The organism is Deltaproteobacteria bacterium (assembly GCA_021737785.1).
In the GTDB taxonomy this organism is placed as follows: Bacteria; Desulfobacterota; DSM-4660; order Desulfatiglandales; family Desulfatiglandaceae; genus AUK324.
Genome location: JAIPDI010000004.1, coordinates 15855 through 32082, shown reverse-complemented (window position 1 = coordinate 32082; position 16228 = coordinate 15855). Strand labels below are relative to the sequence as shown.

13 protein-coding genes are annotated in these 16228 nt (G+C 56.6%); all 13 read right to left on the bottom strand.

What is annotated here, in order from left to right:
- Positions 1-5 precede the first annotated feature (5 nt).
- Positions 6-1787, bottom strand: a complete 1782-nt coding sequence (locus K9N21_03400; protein MCF8142946.1) for a radical SAM protein — start codon at positions 1785-1787, stop codon at positions 6-8.
- Complete coding sequence (gene ftsZ, locus K9N21_03395; GenBank protein ID MCF8142945.1) at positions 1784-3055, bottom strand: cell division protein FtsZ; 1272 nt, start codon at positions 3053-3055, stop codon at positions 1784-1786. Before ftsZ ends, K9N21_03400 begins: the two co-directional genes overlap by 4 nt.
- Before the next feature lie 136 nt (positions 3056-3191).
- Positions 3192-4415, bottom strand: a complete 1224-nt coding sequence (gene ftsA, locus K9N21_03390) for a cell division protein FtsA (GenBank protein ID MCF8142944.1) — start codon at positions 4413-4415, stop codon at positions 3192-3194.
- A gap of 113 nt (positions 4416-4528) precedes the next feature.
- Positions 4529-5326 carry an FtsQ-type POTRA domain-containing protein gene (locus K9N21_03385; protein ID MCF8142943.1) on the bottom strand — a complete coding sequence of 266 codons (798 nt, stop codon included), beginning with the start codon at positions 5324-5326 and terminating at the stop codon, positions 4529-4531.
- A gap of 66 nt (positions 5327-5392) precedes the next feature.
- On the bottom strand, positions 5393-6346 hold the full coding sequence (gene murB / locus K9N21_03380) for a UDP-N-acetylmuramate dehydrogenase (protein ID MCF8142942.1): 954 nt from the start codon (positions 6344-6346) through the stop codon (positions 5393-5395).
- Between the two features lie 22 nt (positions 6347-6368).
- Positions 6369-7751 carry a UDP-N-acetylmuramate--L-alanine ligase gene (gene murC, locus K9N21_03375; GenBank protein ID MCF8142941.1) on the bottom strand — a complete coding sequence of 461 codons (1383 nt, stop codon included), beginning with the start codon at positions 7749-7751 and terminating at the stop codon, positions 6369-6371.
- A 52-nt stretch (positions 7752-7803) separates the two neighbouring features.
- Entirely contained in the window at positions 7804-8910 is a 1107-nt protein-coding gene (gene murG / locus K9N21_03370) for an undecaprenyldiphospho-muramoylpentapeptide beta-N-acetylglucosaminyltransferase (GenBank protein MCF8142940.1), read from the bottom strand.
- An 81-nt stretch (positions 8911-8991) separates the two neighbouring features.
- Complete coding sequence (gene ftsW / locus K9N21_03365) at positions 8992-10095, bottom strand: putative lipid II flippase FtsW (GenBank protein MCF8142939.1); 1104 nt, start codon at positions 10093-10095, stop codon at positions 8992-8994.
- Complete coding sequence (gene murD / locus K9N21_03360) at positions 10088-11491, bottom strand: UDP-N-acetylmuramoyl-L-alanine--D-glutamate ligase (protein MCF8142938.1); 1404 nt, start codon at positions 11489-11491, stop codon at positions 10088-10090. Before murD ends, ftsW begins: the two co-directional genes overlap by 8 nt.
- 4 nt (positions 11492-11495) lie before the next feature.
- Positions 11496-12575 carry a phospho-N-acetylmuramoyl-pentapeptide-transferase gene (mraY, locus tag K9N21_03355; GenBank protein ID MCF8142937.1) on the bottom strand — a complete coding sequence of 360 codons (1080 nt, stop codon included), beginning with the start codon at positions 12573-12575 and terminating at the stop codon, positions 11496-11498.
- A 15-nt stretch (positions 12576-12590) separates the two neighbouring features.
- Positions 12591-13127 carry a response regulator gene (locus K9N21_03350; protein MCF8142936.1) on the bottom strand — a complete coding sequence of 179 codons (537 nt, stop codon included), beginning with the start codon at positions 13125-13127 and terminating at the stop codon, positions 12591-12593.
- 2 nt (positions 13128-13129) lie between these two features.
- Entirely contained in the window at positions 13130-14578 is a 1449-nt protein-coding gene (locus tag K9N21_03345) for a UDP-N-acetylmuramoyl-tripeptide--D-alanyl-D-alanine ligase (GenBank protein ID MCF8142935.1), read from the bottom strand.
- Positions 14579-14703: 125 nt separating this feature from the next.
- The gene (locus tag K9N21_03340; GenBank protein MCF8142934.1) at positions 14704-16200 is read right to left on the bottom strand and encodes a UDP-N-acetylmuramoyl-L-alanyl-D-glutamate--2,6-diaminopimelate ligase; all 1497 of its coding nucleotides are present in this window, start codon (positions 16198-16200) and stop codon (positions 14704-14706) included.
- Between the last annotated feature and the right edge of the window lie 28 nt (positions 16201-16228).

Sequence of the window (16228 nt, the reverse complement as noted above, 5' to 3'; positions counted from 1 at the left end):
CTCCCTCAATGTGAAAGGTGGGTTCCGGCGCACACCCCGCAACGGCGGCACTCTCCCACGTGACAGATCTCCGATTCTTCCGCCTTCAGGGCAAGATCATGTTCCATAACGAGGTGCCTTTTGGACACCCCGTTATGGATGAAATCCCATGGCAGGAGTTCCTCAATTCCCCTTGGCCGGTACACGTAAAAGTCAGGATTGATATTAACGAATTTCAGCGCCCGTGTCCAGTCCCCCCCTGACTGATGGGCCAGCAGCAGAATGGCGCCCACCCTCCGGTCTCCCATGGAGAGGAGGGTCTGGACATAGGCCCACCTCGGCACATCCAGACTTACATGGATGCCGCCGCCGGCCTTTGCCAGGGCCTTTTTCAACCATTTCTGTTTCTTTTTCAGCGATCCCGCCTCTTCCATCGGAAACCACTGAAATGGGGTAAAAGGCTTCGGCACAAAGCAATTCACACTGAGTCGGATTCGACCGATCCTCCCTCTGGCCGCAGATTCCTTGATCATGTGGTGCCTGATTCCCTTGACCAGTTCAACAATCTGACGGACGTCTTCATCCGTTTCCGTGGGGAGGCCGATTAGAAAATAGAGTCTGAGAGAAAAATCCTCGCTCCTGGATATCCTGCGGATTGTCTCGAAGATCTGCTCATTTGTGAGATGTTTGTTAATGACCCTGCGAAGCCTTTGAGAGCCGGCTTCCGGGGCGATGGTAATGGTTTTCTGCCCAGCGGATTTGAGGTTGTCCAGCAACCCCTGAGTCAGGGTCTCGGCCCTGAGGGATGAGACCGAGAACACCCCTCCCCGCTCGATGATCTGCGCCGTCATCGATTCTATCCCCGGGACGTCGGACACAGCCGGACTCACCAGGCCAACCCGGCCGGTTCGCGCCAATGCCTTCAGAACGGCTTCGCTGAGTTGTGATTCCTCATACTGCCTGGGGGGCCGATATGCAAATCCCGCGGCACAGAAGCGGCATGAGTGACCGCATCCCCTTCCCACCTCCACCAGGACCTTGTTGCTGAATTCCGTATTGGGGGTCGTGATAATCGATACGGGGGTTCCTTTCCCTGAAAATCCCCCATGAGGAGACCGGGGGACCCGGATTTTTTCAGGGATGTGATCCTCTACCGGCAAAAAGGTCTTCAGGGTCCCATCTTCGTGGTATTCAGCCCGGTAGAAGAGGGGGGCGTAGAGGCCGGGGACATTCCTGGCCAGACGGACCAAGATCTCTTTTCTGGCGCGCTTCTCCCTGTACAATTCCAGGAAGAAATTCATAAATACATCTAAATTGGCTTCGGCCTCACCGATCAGGAAGATGTCTATGAAAAGGGAAAGGGGTTCCGGATTCAGAAATGTGGTCACTCCCCCGGCCATGACCAGGGGCGTGGCGTCCGTTCTTTCCTCCGTGAACAGGGGGATCCCTCCCAATTCCAACATCTGAAGGACATTGGGGTAGTCATTTTCAAATGAGAGAGAAAAGGCGACAAGGTCAAATTCACATAGCGGCCTCTGCGACTCCAATGAAAGGAGCGGCTTTCCCGATCGAAGATAGAGGGACATTTCTTGACCTTCGGGCAGGAAAACCCGCTCTGCAACCACGTCTGATCTCTGGTTCAACAGACCGTAGACAATCTGAAACCCCAAATTGGACATGCCCAGGCGGTAAAAATTGGGGTATGCCAGGGCGATGGATCGTTTCCCCCCCCAATCCTTTCTTATTGCACCGGTTTCCTCTGCCAGTCGGGCCCGGTAGAGGGAGACAATGTCCCTTGGTGCGGTCAATCGGCTTTTGCCCTCATGAATGTCGGGTAATCCAGATTTTCCTTAAAACGAAATTTGTCGAAAAAACTTTTCCTCTCCTGCTTATCAGGTTCTTCTTTGGATGATTCGGAGGTGACCTGTTTCTCTCTTAAGAATGTGGGGGTGTCCAGATTGACGCCATTCTTCCTCACTGTCCAGCTCTCTTCAATATCCTCGGCGGTTACATCTCTCAGCCTCACCACGTTGTCATACTCTGGAGGCGGGTTTTTGACCGTATCCTTGACCACGGCCCTGAGATAATTCCGTTCCTGCGGCATCTCATGAGCGTCAATTCCGGTGGCGATAACGGTTATCTGGACCTCGTCTTTCAGGGTATCGTCCAGGACCATTCCCCAGAAAACCTCCGCGTTCTCATTGACTTCGTTCTTGATGTAATTGGATGCGGCGTCCACTTCATCCATGGTCATGTCCGAAGGTCCGGTGATGTTCATGAGAAGTCCTTTGGCCCCCTCAATGGAGATATCCTCCAACAGGGGACTGTTGATGGCCTTCTGTGCCGCCTCACATGCCCTGTTTTCACCGCTCGCTCTCCCCATGCCCATTAAGGCCGTCCCCATCTGTTCCATGACCTTTTTCACATCGGCAAAATCCAGGTTGATGAATCCGCGGCTCATAATAAGATCCGCGATCCCCTTGACCGCCTGGAGGAGGACTTCATCCGCCTTTACAAAGAGGTCTTTCAGGGGCGTCGCCTTATCTCCCAGACTCTTGAGCCGTTCATTGGGAATGATGATCAGGCTGTCCACCTGTTTTTTAAGCGCTTCAATGCCCTCCATGGCCCTTTTCATTCGCGGATCGCCTTCAAATCTGAAGGGCTTCGTCACCACCGCCACGGTTAACGCACCATTCTCCCTGCTGAGACGAGCCGCCACCGGAGAAGCGCCGGTCCCTGTACCGCCACCCATTCCCGCGGCGATAAAGACCATATCGGAACGATCCAGTGCATCTCTGATTTCGGTGACGCTCTCCTCCGCCGATGTCCTCCCGATCTCAGGGTCAGCCCCTGCCCCGAGTCCCTTGGTGATGGAAGGGCCCAACTGGATCTTCTGTGAGCAGAGGGATTTCTCCAGGTCCTGGGAGTCGGTATTCGCCACAATGAAGTCGACGCCCCCCAGGTCGGAACTGATCATGTTATTAATGGCATTTCCCCCGGCACCTCCGACACCCAAAACCTTAATCTTGGCATGGTAGCCTCCCCTTTCCACTTCATCCACAAATTCAAATTTCATCATGTCCCTCCTTTTCCTGATTACTGGTTCCACATTTCCAAACCCTCAACCCGCCAATCCTTCAATCCTCCAATTCATCAATTCCTGAATCCCTCAATTCCTCAATCCCTCAATCCCTAAATCCCTCAATTCGTTCTTACACAATATCCTTGAACCACCTTTTCATCCTCGCCATTACCAGATTGAAAATATTGGAATCCCGGATCCGGAATTTCCTTTTCCGCTTACTGTTTTTCGCCCCATACAGGACGAGCCCCACCGCGGTGGCATACATCGGTTTATTGACCAGGTCTCCAAGCCCTTCCACCCCCTGGGGATATCCGGCCCGGGCCGGCGCATTGAATATCTGTTCGGCCATTTCGCTGATTCCCGGGAGTTCTGCGGAGCCTCCTGTCACCACCACGCCCGATCCGAGAAGGTCCTCGTAACCTGTCCCCGCCAGCTCCCCGTAAATAAGAGAGAAAATCTCTTCCACCCTCGGCTCCAGGATCTCTCCCAGGATCTGTCTGGAAAGGGTCCTCGGCTTCCTTCCGCCCACACCCGGTACCTCGATGGTTTCATCCCTGCCGATCAGCGATGACAGGGCACATCCATATTTAATCTTGATCTTTTCCGCCTCCAGCTTGGGAGTTCTCAGGCCCACGGCGATGTCATAAGTCAGGTTATCCCCGCCTAAGGCCAGAACCGCCGTGTGCTTGATGGCGCCCCTGGAGAACAGGGCCATATCGGTGGTTCCACCGCCGAAGTCAATCAGCGCGGCCCCTAGATTCCGCTCCTCCTTGGTAAGGACGGCCTCGCTGGAGGCCAGGGATTCGAGCACAATATCATATACATCCAGACCTGCTTTATTGGCGCATTTGATGATGTTCTGGGCAGAGGTCACCGCGCCGGTCACGATATGGACCTTTGCTTCCAGACGCACGCCGGCCATCCCGAGAGGATCCATGATGCCGTCCTGGTCGTCCACGATAAACTCCTGAACCAGAGTATGGATGACCTCCCGATCCATCGGGATGGCGACCGCGCTCGCTGCCTCGATCACCCGCTCGATGTCCTTCTTGGTGACCTCCTTCTCTTTAAGGGCAATAACGCCCGGGGTATTGAATCCCTTGATATGCCCCCCGGCGATACCCGCATAGACCGAACTTATCTCACAGCCGGCCATGGTTTCGGCCTCTTCGATGGCCTCTTTGATGGAATTCACCGTGTGTTCGATATTGATAACGACTCCCTTTCTAAGCCCATCGGAAGGGTAACTTCCCATTCCGATGATCTCTACGGTATCATTCCGAACTTCGCCCACCACTGCACAGATCTTGGTTGTGCCGATATCCAGGCCTACAATGATTTCTCCTGCCATCTTGTCGTCACCTCACTCCCCTGCCGCCCGCATAGCGCACGGAGCAAAGCGCATAGCGTAAATTGTAATCTTTGATCAATATGCCCCGCCCTTTTGTTACGGAACAGGGCACATCAACCGTTTTTAAAAGAGACCACCGCGCCATCCATGTAGTTGAGGTTAATACGGGTTACCAGATCAATCTTCCCGGACTGATTCAGGTGTTCGGCCACCTTTTTCAACCCATCCATCTTGTCGGCCAATTCGTTCCACATAAAGGTCACCTCCGCCTTTACCTGATTGAAATAGAGGGACATGGCCCCGTTCTTTCTTACGTGGATCTCTCCAAGCTCCGACACGGACCAGGGACCTTTTTCAGGCGCCAGGACCTTGACTACGTGGATCGCCTGCCTCAGTTCCTCCCGAACCTGCACATCGTCCGTGGAAAGGCCTGTAATGACCGGAAAGTCCATGTCGTCGGATTCGGAAATCCGTTTAAATATCTCACCCCATTGATTGACATAATAGAGGTCATCCATGCGCGCCAGTGCAGCGGGGATCTGTTTTTCCACCTCCACCACCAGCGTATGGGGAAACCGCCTTTCCAGTTTCACCGCGCGAATCCAGGGGTGGGACTCCATTTTTCGTTTCAGTTCATACAGGTGAAGGCTCAAGAGGCCCTGGCCGTCATCCAGTCCGCACGCCTGGATCAGTTCATCTCTCATTTTCGGGTCGGCCCCGCTCATTTCCACATGTTCGAGCCTCATGTAGGGAGAGCTGAGCAGATAATGATAAAGAGAGAGAAAACAGATGCTGACCACCGTGATAACCCCCAGAAAGAGACCCCCCTTCAAGATGCCGGACCCGATCACGCCAAGGCGCGACAGGATCACGTCCCCTACGGAAGTCCTCCTTTCGCCTCCCCTTTTCATGAAAGATCCTCCCATCAAGACTGGCCCCTATTCAAGGCTGACTTTTAAAGATCGGAGATGGATCCGTCAGGAGATAAAGGCATCCTGTTCCGCCCGATCGCCGTCGGCCGGATCTCCCACCACGCGTATCTCCGGTTTAAGCGCTATGCCCGCCGTTCTCATGACCGCCTCCCTGGCTGCATTCATGAGGGACAGGATATCAGCTGCCGTGGCCCCCCCCGTATTGACAATAAAATTCGCGTGCTTGTCTGAGATCATGGCGCCTCCGAACCGTTTCCCCTTAAGACCCGCCTTCTCGATAAGCCGCCCCGCATAGTCATTGGGCGGATTTCTGAAAACAGATCCGGCACTTGCATGTTCAAGCGGCTGCAATGCCTTTCGTCTCTGGAGATAGCCGCTGATTCTCCCTGCCACGTCCTTTTCAGTCGCCCGATTCAGCCGAAAACCGACCTGCGCAATAATCGCCCCCTTTTGCATATCCAGGGCCCGGTATGAAAAGGTGAGCCGGGATCGATCGACCATGTGAAGCTTTCCATGTGAATCGACCTCCCTGATCTCCCTGACCCAGGCCCCGATCTCATGTCCAAAGGCGCCCGCGTTCATGACTACGGCACCCCCGACCGTGCCGGGGATCCCGGCCAGAAACTCCAACCCTGAGAGGCCCCTTCTTCTGCACCAGATCAGGAGATCGACAATGGAGAGGCCCGCTCCGGCGAGGATATCGGTCCCATCCGGCTGTCTCCATTCGATCCGGTCGAGATCCCCGGAAAGAAGGATGACCACGCCTCTGATGCCGCCGTCCCTGACCAGCAGATTGCTCCCCCTACCCATCACCAGATAAGGGATCTCTTCCCTGACCAGGAAGGGAAGTATCCGCCGGAGGTCTTCCAGATCCGGCGCTTCATAGAGGGCTTCGGCATTTCCCCCCACCCGGAAGGTGGTGCGCCGCCTCATGGGTGAATCAAATTGGATCCGTCCGGCGGCCATTCGGAGCAGTTCGGTTTTTTGTCTTGCATCCATGGTTCATTGCCTGTGCCCCTGATCAGGCGCCTAAGGCTTCAAAGAGCCGGTCCCCTTCCCGGTGTATATTGCCGGCCCCGAGGGTCATCACCAGATCCCCCGGCCTCACCAGATTGATGAGGGTGGGAACGATGTCTTCCTGGGCCGGGCAGTGGATGACGTCCTTATGGCCGTGGTCCCTGATGCTCTGGGCCAGCCGCTCTGCCGTGACCCCCTCGATCGGTTTTTCTCCTGCCGGATAGATAGGGGACACCACAAGGATATCCGCATCATTAAAGGAGATGGCAAAACGGTCCAACAGGGCCCGGGTCCGTGTGTATCGGTGGGGCTGGAAGGCCACCACCAAGCGTCTGTCGGGCCAGCATTCCTTGACCGTCTTCAGGGTCGCCATGATTTCCGTGGGATGATGTCCATAGTCATCTAGAAGGAGGATGCCTTTCTTTTCTCCTTTCACCTGGAACCGCCGGGATAATCCCCCCAGGGCCTTGAGACCCTCCTTGATAACCTCGATCTCCAACTCCAATTCAAGGCCCACGGCAGCGGCGGCCAGGGCGTTCAGCACATTGTGCTCTCCGGGTATCCCGACGGTCAGCCTCCCCATTGAACGCCCATGGTAGAGGACCTCAAGGGAGGTGCCCCACTGCTCCTTTTCCAGGTCCTTCCCTTGAAGATCCGCCTGCGGGCTCATGCCGTAGGTCAGGCATCTCTTTCGAAGCCGGGGGATGACGGATTGGATTTCCTCATTATCCAGGCAGAGGATCGCCGTGCCGTAAAACGGGACCTTATTGATGAAATCGATGAAGGTCTGCCGAATGGCCGCCATATCCCCGTAGTGGTCCATATGCTCATGATCGATGTTGGTAACCACGGCAATGGTGGGGGACAAGGCCAGAAAGGATCCGTCGCTTTCATCGGCCTCGGCAACCAGGATATCCCCCTGTCCTAATTTGGCATTGGACCCGCCCCAGATATCGAGCCTCCCCCCGATCACCACGGTGGGGTCGAGTTGACCGCATGTCAGAATAGAGGCGACCATGGATGTGGTAGTGGTCTTGCCATGGGCTCCGGCAATGGCCACACCATGCTTGAGCCGCATCAGTTCCGCCAGCATCTCGGCCCTGGGGATGACGGGGATATGACGATCCCTCGCCTCTGAAAGTTCGGGGTTGTCGGTGGTTACGGCCGAGGAATACACCACCACATCGGCCCCCTCGATGTAATCCTGGTGATGACCTTCAAACATGGTCCCTCCAAGATCTGCAAGGCGCCTGGTGACGTTCGTGGCCCTCAGGTCGGATCCGCTGACCTCATAGCCCAGGTTGATGAGGAGTTCGGCCAGCCCGCTCATGCCGATGCCGCCGATCCCCACAAAATGGATATGTTTTACCTTCCCGAACTGCGTCATGGCTCACCATTTTGCATTCATTAATTTAGGCATTCCGGTTCACTTCAGAAACTTAGCTCATCTCCACCAGCTGGTCCACTATCGTCTCTGCCGCGTCGCGCCTGCCGATCTGACGGGCCCGCTCGCCCATCTCCTGAAGGGCGCGTCGATCATCCATAAAACGTGTCAATGCATCGGCCAGCCTTTCGGCATCCAGCCCTTCCTGGAGCATCATTTCAGCGCCCCCTTTCCGGACCAGGGCGCTTGCATTGATCTCCTGGTGACGGTTGGTAGCATACGGGTAAGGGATCAGGATCGAGGGCTTTCCCAATGCGGCCAGTTCAAAAATGGTGCTGGCCCCTGCCCTGCTTACCACCATGTCCGCCCGGCTGTAAGCCGTGGCCATATCGGCAATGAACGGCGCGATCTCCCCTTCAAGTCCCCTGGTGCGGTAATCCGCCACGACCCTCCCGTAGTCCGTTTCTCCGGTCTGGTGAATGACCGAGATCTTTCTGCCCCGTGCTTTCAGACACTGGAGGGCCTCCGCAAATATGCGGTTGACGGCCTGTGCCCCCTGGCTTCCCCCCACTACCATAACCGTGAAGACATCCTCCCCTTCATGCCGCATCTCGCGCACCGAAAAGAGTTCATCCCGCACCGGATTGCCGGTAAGAATCGTCTCCTTATTTTTGAAAGCGGACCTGCTTTCCTCAAATGAGATAAAAATGCGATCCACTATCCGGGAGAGGAGCCGATTCGTCACCCCGGGATATGAATTCTGTTCATGGATGGCCGTAGGGATCCCCATCCATTTGGCTGCCGTGCACAGGGGCCCGGCCGAATATCCCCCCACGCCGAGGGCGACGGAGGGCGAAAAGCGCCGAATGATGAGGCCTGACTGGAAGATACTCTTGGGAAGCCTGAGGGCCACCGGAAGCCCTTTTTTCCAGCCCCGCCCCTTGATCCCTTCCACGTCGATGGAAACCGCCTCAAACCCGGCGCGGGAAAGTATGGCTGTCTCCATCCTCCTTCCACCGACCACAAAGAGGACCTCCGCGTCCCGCATCCGCGCCTTCACGGCCCTCGCCACCGCGATCCCCGGGAAGAGATGCCCCCCTGTGCCCCCGCCGGCGATGATCAGACGAAATCCCGATGGGTGTTTCCGTTCATCATGCTCCATGTGAGAACCTTTTTCTGAGACGATTCACAATAGGCCCTGACTTCTAACCCTGGAACTCCAATTGCAAATCCCTCCTTCTCGTCAACTCCTCGCTGAAATATTCAATAACACCCCGATGCTCGCCAGGGTAATCAACAGAGACGAACCGCCATAACTGATGAGGGGGAGAGTCAGCCCCTTTGTGGGGAGGAGACCCATGACAACCCCCATATTAATCAACACCTGGAGCCCGATAAAGGAGGTCAGACCGACCGCCAGATAGGTGCTGTAGAGGTCCTTGGCCTTGAGCGCCGTCCGTATCCCCCCCGTGATGAGGAGCCCGAACAGGACAATAACGGCCGCAACCCCCACCAGGCCCAATTCTTCCCCGATAATGGAGAGGGCAAAATCCGTGTGGGGTTCCGGCAGATAAAAAAGTTTTTGTTTACTGTTGCCCAGACCCGCCCCGAAAATTCCCCCGGATCCAAACGCCAGGAAGGAATGTATGATCTGGAAACCGATCCCCCTGGGATCTTCCCACGGGTTCATGAAGGCCAGCCACCGCTTGACCCGATAGTCCGCCTGCCAGACCAGCCAGATAAGCACCGGCGCGGAGAGCAACAGGATGGAAAAGAGCTGATACATCCTGACCCCCCCCACGAACAGGGCGATCAGGACCCACCCCCCGATGATCACCGCCGATCCCAGATCCGGCTGGAGAAGAATAAGCCCAATGAACAGCCCGGCGACCAAAAGGTGCGGCAGGAGGCCCCTGGAAAATGTCCCCATGTCTTTTCCTTTCTTGGACATGGAGTAGGCCATAAACACGGCTAAAGAGAACTTCGCCAGTTCAGACGGCTGAAACGAGACGCCTCCAAGGCCTATCCACCGGCACGCCCCTCCCACCTTGCGGCCCAGGCCGGGGACCAGAAGAAGGGCCAGGAGGGAGATACTGATCAGGAGCAACGGGTAAACCAGTTTCCCGTACAGGGTACAGGGGATATATCGCATCAAGACCATCAGAACGATCCCGATGGTACAGAACAGGACCTGTTTCTTAAGGTAGTAATAGCTGTCGCCCAGGCGATGTTCCGCCAGATTGGAACTGGCGCTGTACACGGCAATCAGGCCCAGGGTGATCAGAAGGATGGCGGGGATCAAGATCATGTAGTCATACCCCGAATCTGAACTCTTTTTTTCAGCCATGAACAAGCCCCTTCACTGCGGCCTTAAACATATCGCCCCTGTGCCGATAATCGGAAAACATATCAAAACTGGAGCATGCCGGCGCCAGGAGAACCACGTCACCCGGTTCTGCCATGGAAAAGGCCTTGGCCACGGCATCCTCCATATGATCGGCAAGTGTACAGGGAACGGCGTCCTCAAACGCGTCCGCCAACAGTCCCTTGGCCTCTCCCAAAAACACAGCGCCTTTTAACCTCCCCGGGGCCGCCCCCACCAAAGGTCCGTAGTCCGCCCCCTTATGGCGTCCTCCTGCAATCAGTATCAGGGGATCGTCAAAACTGGCGATGGCCCGCCTGGCCGCGTCTACATTGGTGGCCTTTGAGTCATCGTAGAATCGAATGCCGTCCACCTCGCCTGCGAACCCGATCCTGTGCGGAAGCCCCTTGAACCGGTCGATGGTGTCCTGAATGACCCCGGCATCTATGCCGAGGACCATACCCACCAGGACGGCTGCCAGGAGGTTCTCCTGGTTATGAAGACCGGGCAGGGCAAAATGGTCCAGGGAAAAACAGTGTGTCGGTCCCCCGGTAAGCCCGGCCCTCACGGTCCCCTCCTCTAAGAAGGCGTTGAGTTCCCGTCTCCGGCCGAGGCCGTATCGAAGCAGGCTGACCCCTGAGGCAGGACAGAGGGAAGAGAGTCTCCGGTCGTCGTCATTGAGTATCAGGTAGTGTCCCGGGCCTTGATTCTCATATATTCTCAGCTTTGATCGAACATAGGCCTCCACATCGGCGTACCGGTCCAGGTGGTCGGGCGTGATGTTCAGGATGACGGAAATGAAGGGGCAGAAGGTCTGGATGGTATCCAGTTGAAAGCTGCTGACCTCCACCACCAGATAGTCCGCCTCCTGTTTCCCGGATGCATAAGCCATGAGCGGGGTACCGATATTGCCCCCCACAAAGACTTTCAAACCGGCATTCTTCAGCAGCTCGCCCACCAGCGCAGTCACCGTTGTCTTTCCGTTGGTGCCGGTCACGGCAATGATGGGGGTATGGATGAAACGGCTCGCCAGCTCCATTTCGCCGATCACAGGGATGTTTTTCCTGGCTGCCGATCGGATCAGGGGCATATCATGGGGCACGCCGGGGCTCACGATGATCGTATCTGCCGTTAAGAAGGTCTCTTTTTGATGCCCCCCTGTCTCCAGTTCGATCCCAGATTCTATGAGTTCCTCCACCATGGCAGGGTCCAGGGCAGAAGTATTCTTCATGTCGCTGACTGTCACGCGGGCCCCTTGTTGCGTCATCCATCGCGCGGTCCAGATTCCTGATATCCCCAGACCCACAATTAACACCTTGTCTCCGGGACCCGTAGATAGGGGAGAGGGAACCTTGAATTTTTGGACCGGGGCCTTTGCCATCTTCTTACCTCAACTTCAGCGTGCCGATGGAAAGGAGGGCCAGAATGATGGCAATAATCCAGAATCGGACAATCACCTTTGGCTCAGGCCACCCTTTCAACTCAAAATGGTGGTGGATGGGCGCCATGCGGAAGATCCGCTGTCCCCCCGTCAATTTGAAATAGGCCACCTGAAAGATGACGGACAGGGCCTCAAACACAAACAGGCCGCCCACCAGGATGAGCACCAGTTCCTGTTTGGTGATGACGGCGATGGTGCCCAGGACGGCCCCTAACGGCAGGGAACCCACGTCCCCCATAAAGATCTCCGCGGGATAGGCATTGTACCAGAGAAACCCGAGTCCGGCCCCCACCAGGGCGCCGCAAAGAACCGATACCTCACCGACCCCGGGGATGTACGGGATCTGAAGATAGGAGGCGATCTTGATATTTCCGGTCAGGTAGGCAAAGACCAGGTAACTGGCAAAGGCCACAATGAGGGGACTGATGGCCAGACCATCCAGCCCGTCTGTCAGATTGACGGCATTGGATGTCCCCACGATAATGAACAGGGCAAAGAAGATATAGCCGAGCCCGAGATCGGGTGAGATGTTTTTCAGAAAAGGAATATTGAGATGAGAATCAAAGCCTGGATGTAGATAGAGGATCAGGACCACAAGAAAGCCGCCGAATATCTGGAGTGAAAACTTGACAGCGGCCCTCAGGCCCCGGCTGTTCTTTCGGGATACCTTCAGATAATCATCTGCAAAGCCGATAGCCCCGAAGAAAAGGGCCACGAATATGACGAGCCAGATATAGAGATTGACCGGATCCGCCCAGAGGAGCGTCGTGAAGACGATTGTCGGAAGGATCAGGCATCCCCCCATGGTCGGGGTCCCTGCCTTGGATTGATGATCCGGGGGCCCATCGTCCCGAATCTGCTGTCCCACCTGCATGGCCTTGAGCCTCCGGATGACCCAGCCCCCGAAGATAAAACAGATCACCAGGGCGGTCAGACTGGACAGGATGGTCCTGAAGGTAATATACCTGAAGACATTCAGCCACGACAGCTCGGTATGGAACAGATAGATAAGCTTATAGAGCATGGTTGGGCGTCCTTTTTATCCCTGTGCAATGACCTCCCGGGTCTGTTTGCCTCCGACCCGATGTACCTCGCCGCCGGTGGCGGAAAGCACTACACTCAGGAAGCTCTCCATGCCGAAGGGTTTGAAAAGACGGGTCACCACGTCGGATATTGCCGGATCCGACAGCCTCTGGTCTGAGGGATCCCCCGTCATGATAATGACCTTTTCGCTGCGACCCGTCCTTTTCATCCGCTTTAACATGGCCAGTCCGTCCAGTCTGGGCATGTTGATGTCGGTGACCACCAGGTCAAAACAGTCCTTTTCAAGTTGGTCCAATGACTCTTGTCCGTCTCTTGCCAGGCTGACCTCAAAGCCCTGGCTGAGCAGGACTTCCGACAACAAAAACCGGATTCCCTTCTCATCATCTACCACCAGCACCTTCTTTGCGGCATTCATTGACGCCTTCCCTCCCCTTTTGTTCAGCCCCATCCCTGTCAGACGGGCTGCGATACTTTTCTTCCCATGGGACAGATTCTCAGCGCGAAGCGCCCCTCCCCAAAACCTCAGCCCCATGCCTATGTGGCATCGGCTCTCCTGCGCAACCCCTCGACCACTTTCTCAAGCTGCATCCTCCGTGAGCCTTTCAGAAGAATCAGGTCTCCCTTGGACATCACATGGCCGATTTCCTGTATCATCTCATCGTGGGTGGCTACGATCTTCAAACGATCCTTGGGCATGCCGGCCGTAAGGGCCCCCTCCACCATATCCCGGGCATGAGGGCCCATGGCAAAAAACCAGGAGGCCCCTCCTGCCGCAATCCCGCGGCCGGCCTCCCTGTGGGCGTGAATCGCGGCATCTCCGAGCTCCAGCATTTCCCCTAAGCCCACGATGATCCTCCCGCCCTCCTCCACCAGCGATCCCACCGATTCGATGGCCGCGCCGAGGGAGGCAGGATTGGCATTGTACGTGTCGTCTACCAGACGTATTCCCCCCGCAAGGGACATCACCTCGAACCGGCCCCGGATGGCTGAAAACGCTGCCAATCCCCTTATGATGTGTTCCTCCGGTTCATTCAAACTGAGAGCAACGGCAGCTGCGGCCAGGGCATTTTTCAGATGATGCATCCCCGGTATCCCGATCCGCACCGGCCAGGCAGCGCCGCAATATTCCAGCGAGAACCGGCTGCCCACGGATCCTTCATTTTCAATGGAGGTTGCCCTGACATCATTTCCTTCCCCGAGGCCGAAGGTTAATTTCGGCTTTGAAAAGAGGGCGGCCCTCCGCATGAGGGGGGCATCGTCGCCGTTCAGGATCATCAGACCCTCGGATGACATCCTCTCCATCATTTCTGTTTTTGCCCGTGCAACGCCGTCCAGGTCCGACACCCCTTCGAGATGGGCCATGCCCACGTTGAGGATAACCCCCACATCCGGATCTGCGATGTCGGTCAACCGGGCGATTTCGCCGGGATGGTTCATCCCCATTTCCAGGACGGCAAACTCATGCGCCCTGTCCAGTTGAAGGAGCGTCAGCGGCAGGCCGATAAGGTTATTGAAGTTCCCGCGGTTTTTGAGGGTCCTGTGACCCAGTTCGAGGATGCCCGCCGTCATTTCTTTGGTGGTGGTCTTGCCTGAACTCCCCGTAATTCCCACGACCTTGACCCTGTAACGGCGGCGCCACCACGCGGCCAAGTCGCCCAGGGCCTTCAATGTATCCTCCACTGAAATGACCGTCCGGTCCGGGAAGGCGGACCGGTTCGCATCTACATCCTTGCCGGGATATTCCGATTTCAGCCAACGGCCGGCAACCACAACGCCGCACGCACCCTTTTCCAGGGCCTTCTGAACAAAGTCATGTCCGTCATAGGTTTCGCCGTTCAAGGCCCAGAACAGGTCGCCTTTTCCGATGGTTCTCGAATCGGTGCTGATCCCCGTAAGAACGGTTTCCGGAACCCCTGAAATCAGGAGCCCGCTGATAGGGTCGAGGATCTCCTTCACCGTTATGTTTCCCCAGCCGGCCGGCATGTCTTCCTCATTAGGACTGGATGCGGGTTTCTCCAAATTTGAAGCTACCTGAGCCTTTTTGCGCATTTTTCCCTGCACTTTGCTCCCTGCTCCCTGCACTTTGCTCCCTGCTCCCTGCTCCCTGCTCACCCGTCCCCGGACTCATTCGCCGCCTCTGCGGCCACCAGGCGATCGTCGAAAGGCCTCTTTTCGTGGCCGATGATCTGGTAGGTCTCATGACCCTTTCCCGCGATCAGAACCGCATCCGCCCTATCCGCCATTTTAACCGCCCTCCGGATGGCCTGTTCACGATCCAGATCGAGCACATATTCCCGGATTCCCGATTCAATGACCCCCTTTTCGATCTGGGCCGCGATCGCTGCCGGATCTTCGGTGCGCGGATTGTCCGAGGTGATGAAGACCCTGTCGCTCCCCATCCCCGCAACACGCCCCATCTCTCTGCGTTTTCCCCTGTCCCTGTCGCCGCCGCACCCGAAAACCGTGATCACGCGACCGGTTGTCAGCAATCTGACCGCATTCAGCGCCTTCAGGAGTGCGTCCGGCGTATGGGCGTAATCGACCACGATAGCCAATGCACGTCTGTTTCTCACCATTTCAAGGCGGCCTGGAACCCCTGTCAGTCGACCGAGACCCGAGGCTATGGCATTAAGGTCGATGCCCGTGGCCAAGGCGGCCCCGGCCGCAGCCATGATATTGTAGATGTCGTGCGCCCCGATGAGGGGGGAGACGATATCTATTTCACCGGCCGGGGTAATGAGTCTGGCTTTCAGGCCGCCCCTGCTGAGGTGGACGTCATCGGCCCGTATCTGACACCTTCCCTCCACCCCGTAAGTGGTGACACCGGCCTTTGTCAGCCGGATCAGCTCCCGGCCTTTGGGATCGTCGACATTGATCACCGCGTGAGCAGGACTGTATTCCTCCCGTTGTCCGGAGGACCTGAAAAGCCGCGCCTTTGCCTCGAAATAGGCCTCCATGGACCGATGGTAATCGAGATGGTCCCTGGACAGGTTGGTAAAGACGGCCACCTGAAAGGGGCAGTCCCTGACCCTTCCCTGATCCAGGGAATGGGAAGAGACTTCCATCACCACATCGGTAACCCCGCTGTCCTTCATACGCCGCAGGGTCTGCATCAAATCGAGCGATTCGGGCGTGGTTACCGGCGCTTCCAGGACCTGGCCCGAGAATCGATAATTGATTGTCCCTATGATCCCCGGCTGTTTTCCTGCGGCAACGAGAATTGATTCCAGCAGGTACGCGGTGGTGGTCTTCCCGTTGGTACCGGTAATGCCGATCAGATTCATTGTTTTGAAAGGGGCGTCAAAAAACCTGACCGCCAGCCGGGACAATGCCCTGCGCGCGTCCGGGACCTGAATCATGGGGAGCCGGTTCTTCTGCTCTCCACCATCGGGAGAAAGGGGCAGTTCCGATACCACTCCGGCCGCCCCCCTGGAGACCGCATCCCCGATGTACGCATGGCCGTCCTGCCGATGCCCTCGAAGCGCGACGAACAGGTTCCCCGGCCGTACCCGTCGGGAATCATAGGCGATCCCGGATATCTCCGGATCCTGATCGCCCTGAAACTCCCGGATAGTCATCCCCTCGATAAGTTCCCTTAATCGCATGCGGCCCTTTCTGAAACACACGGCAGGG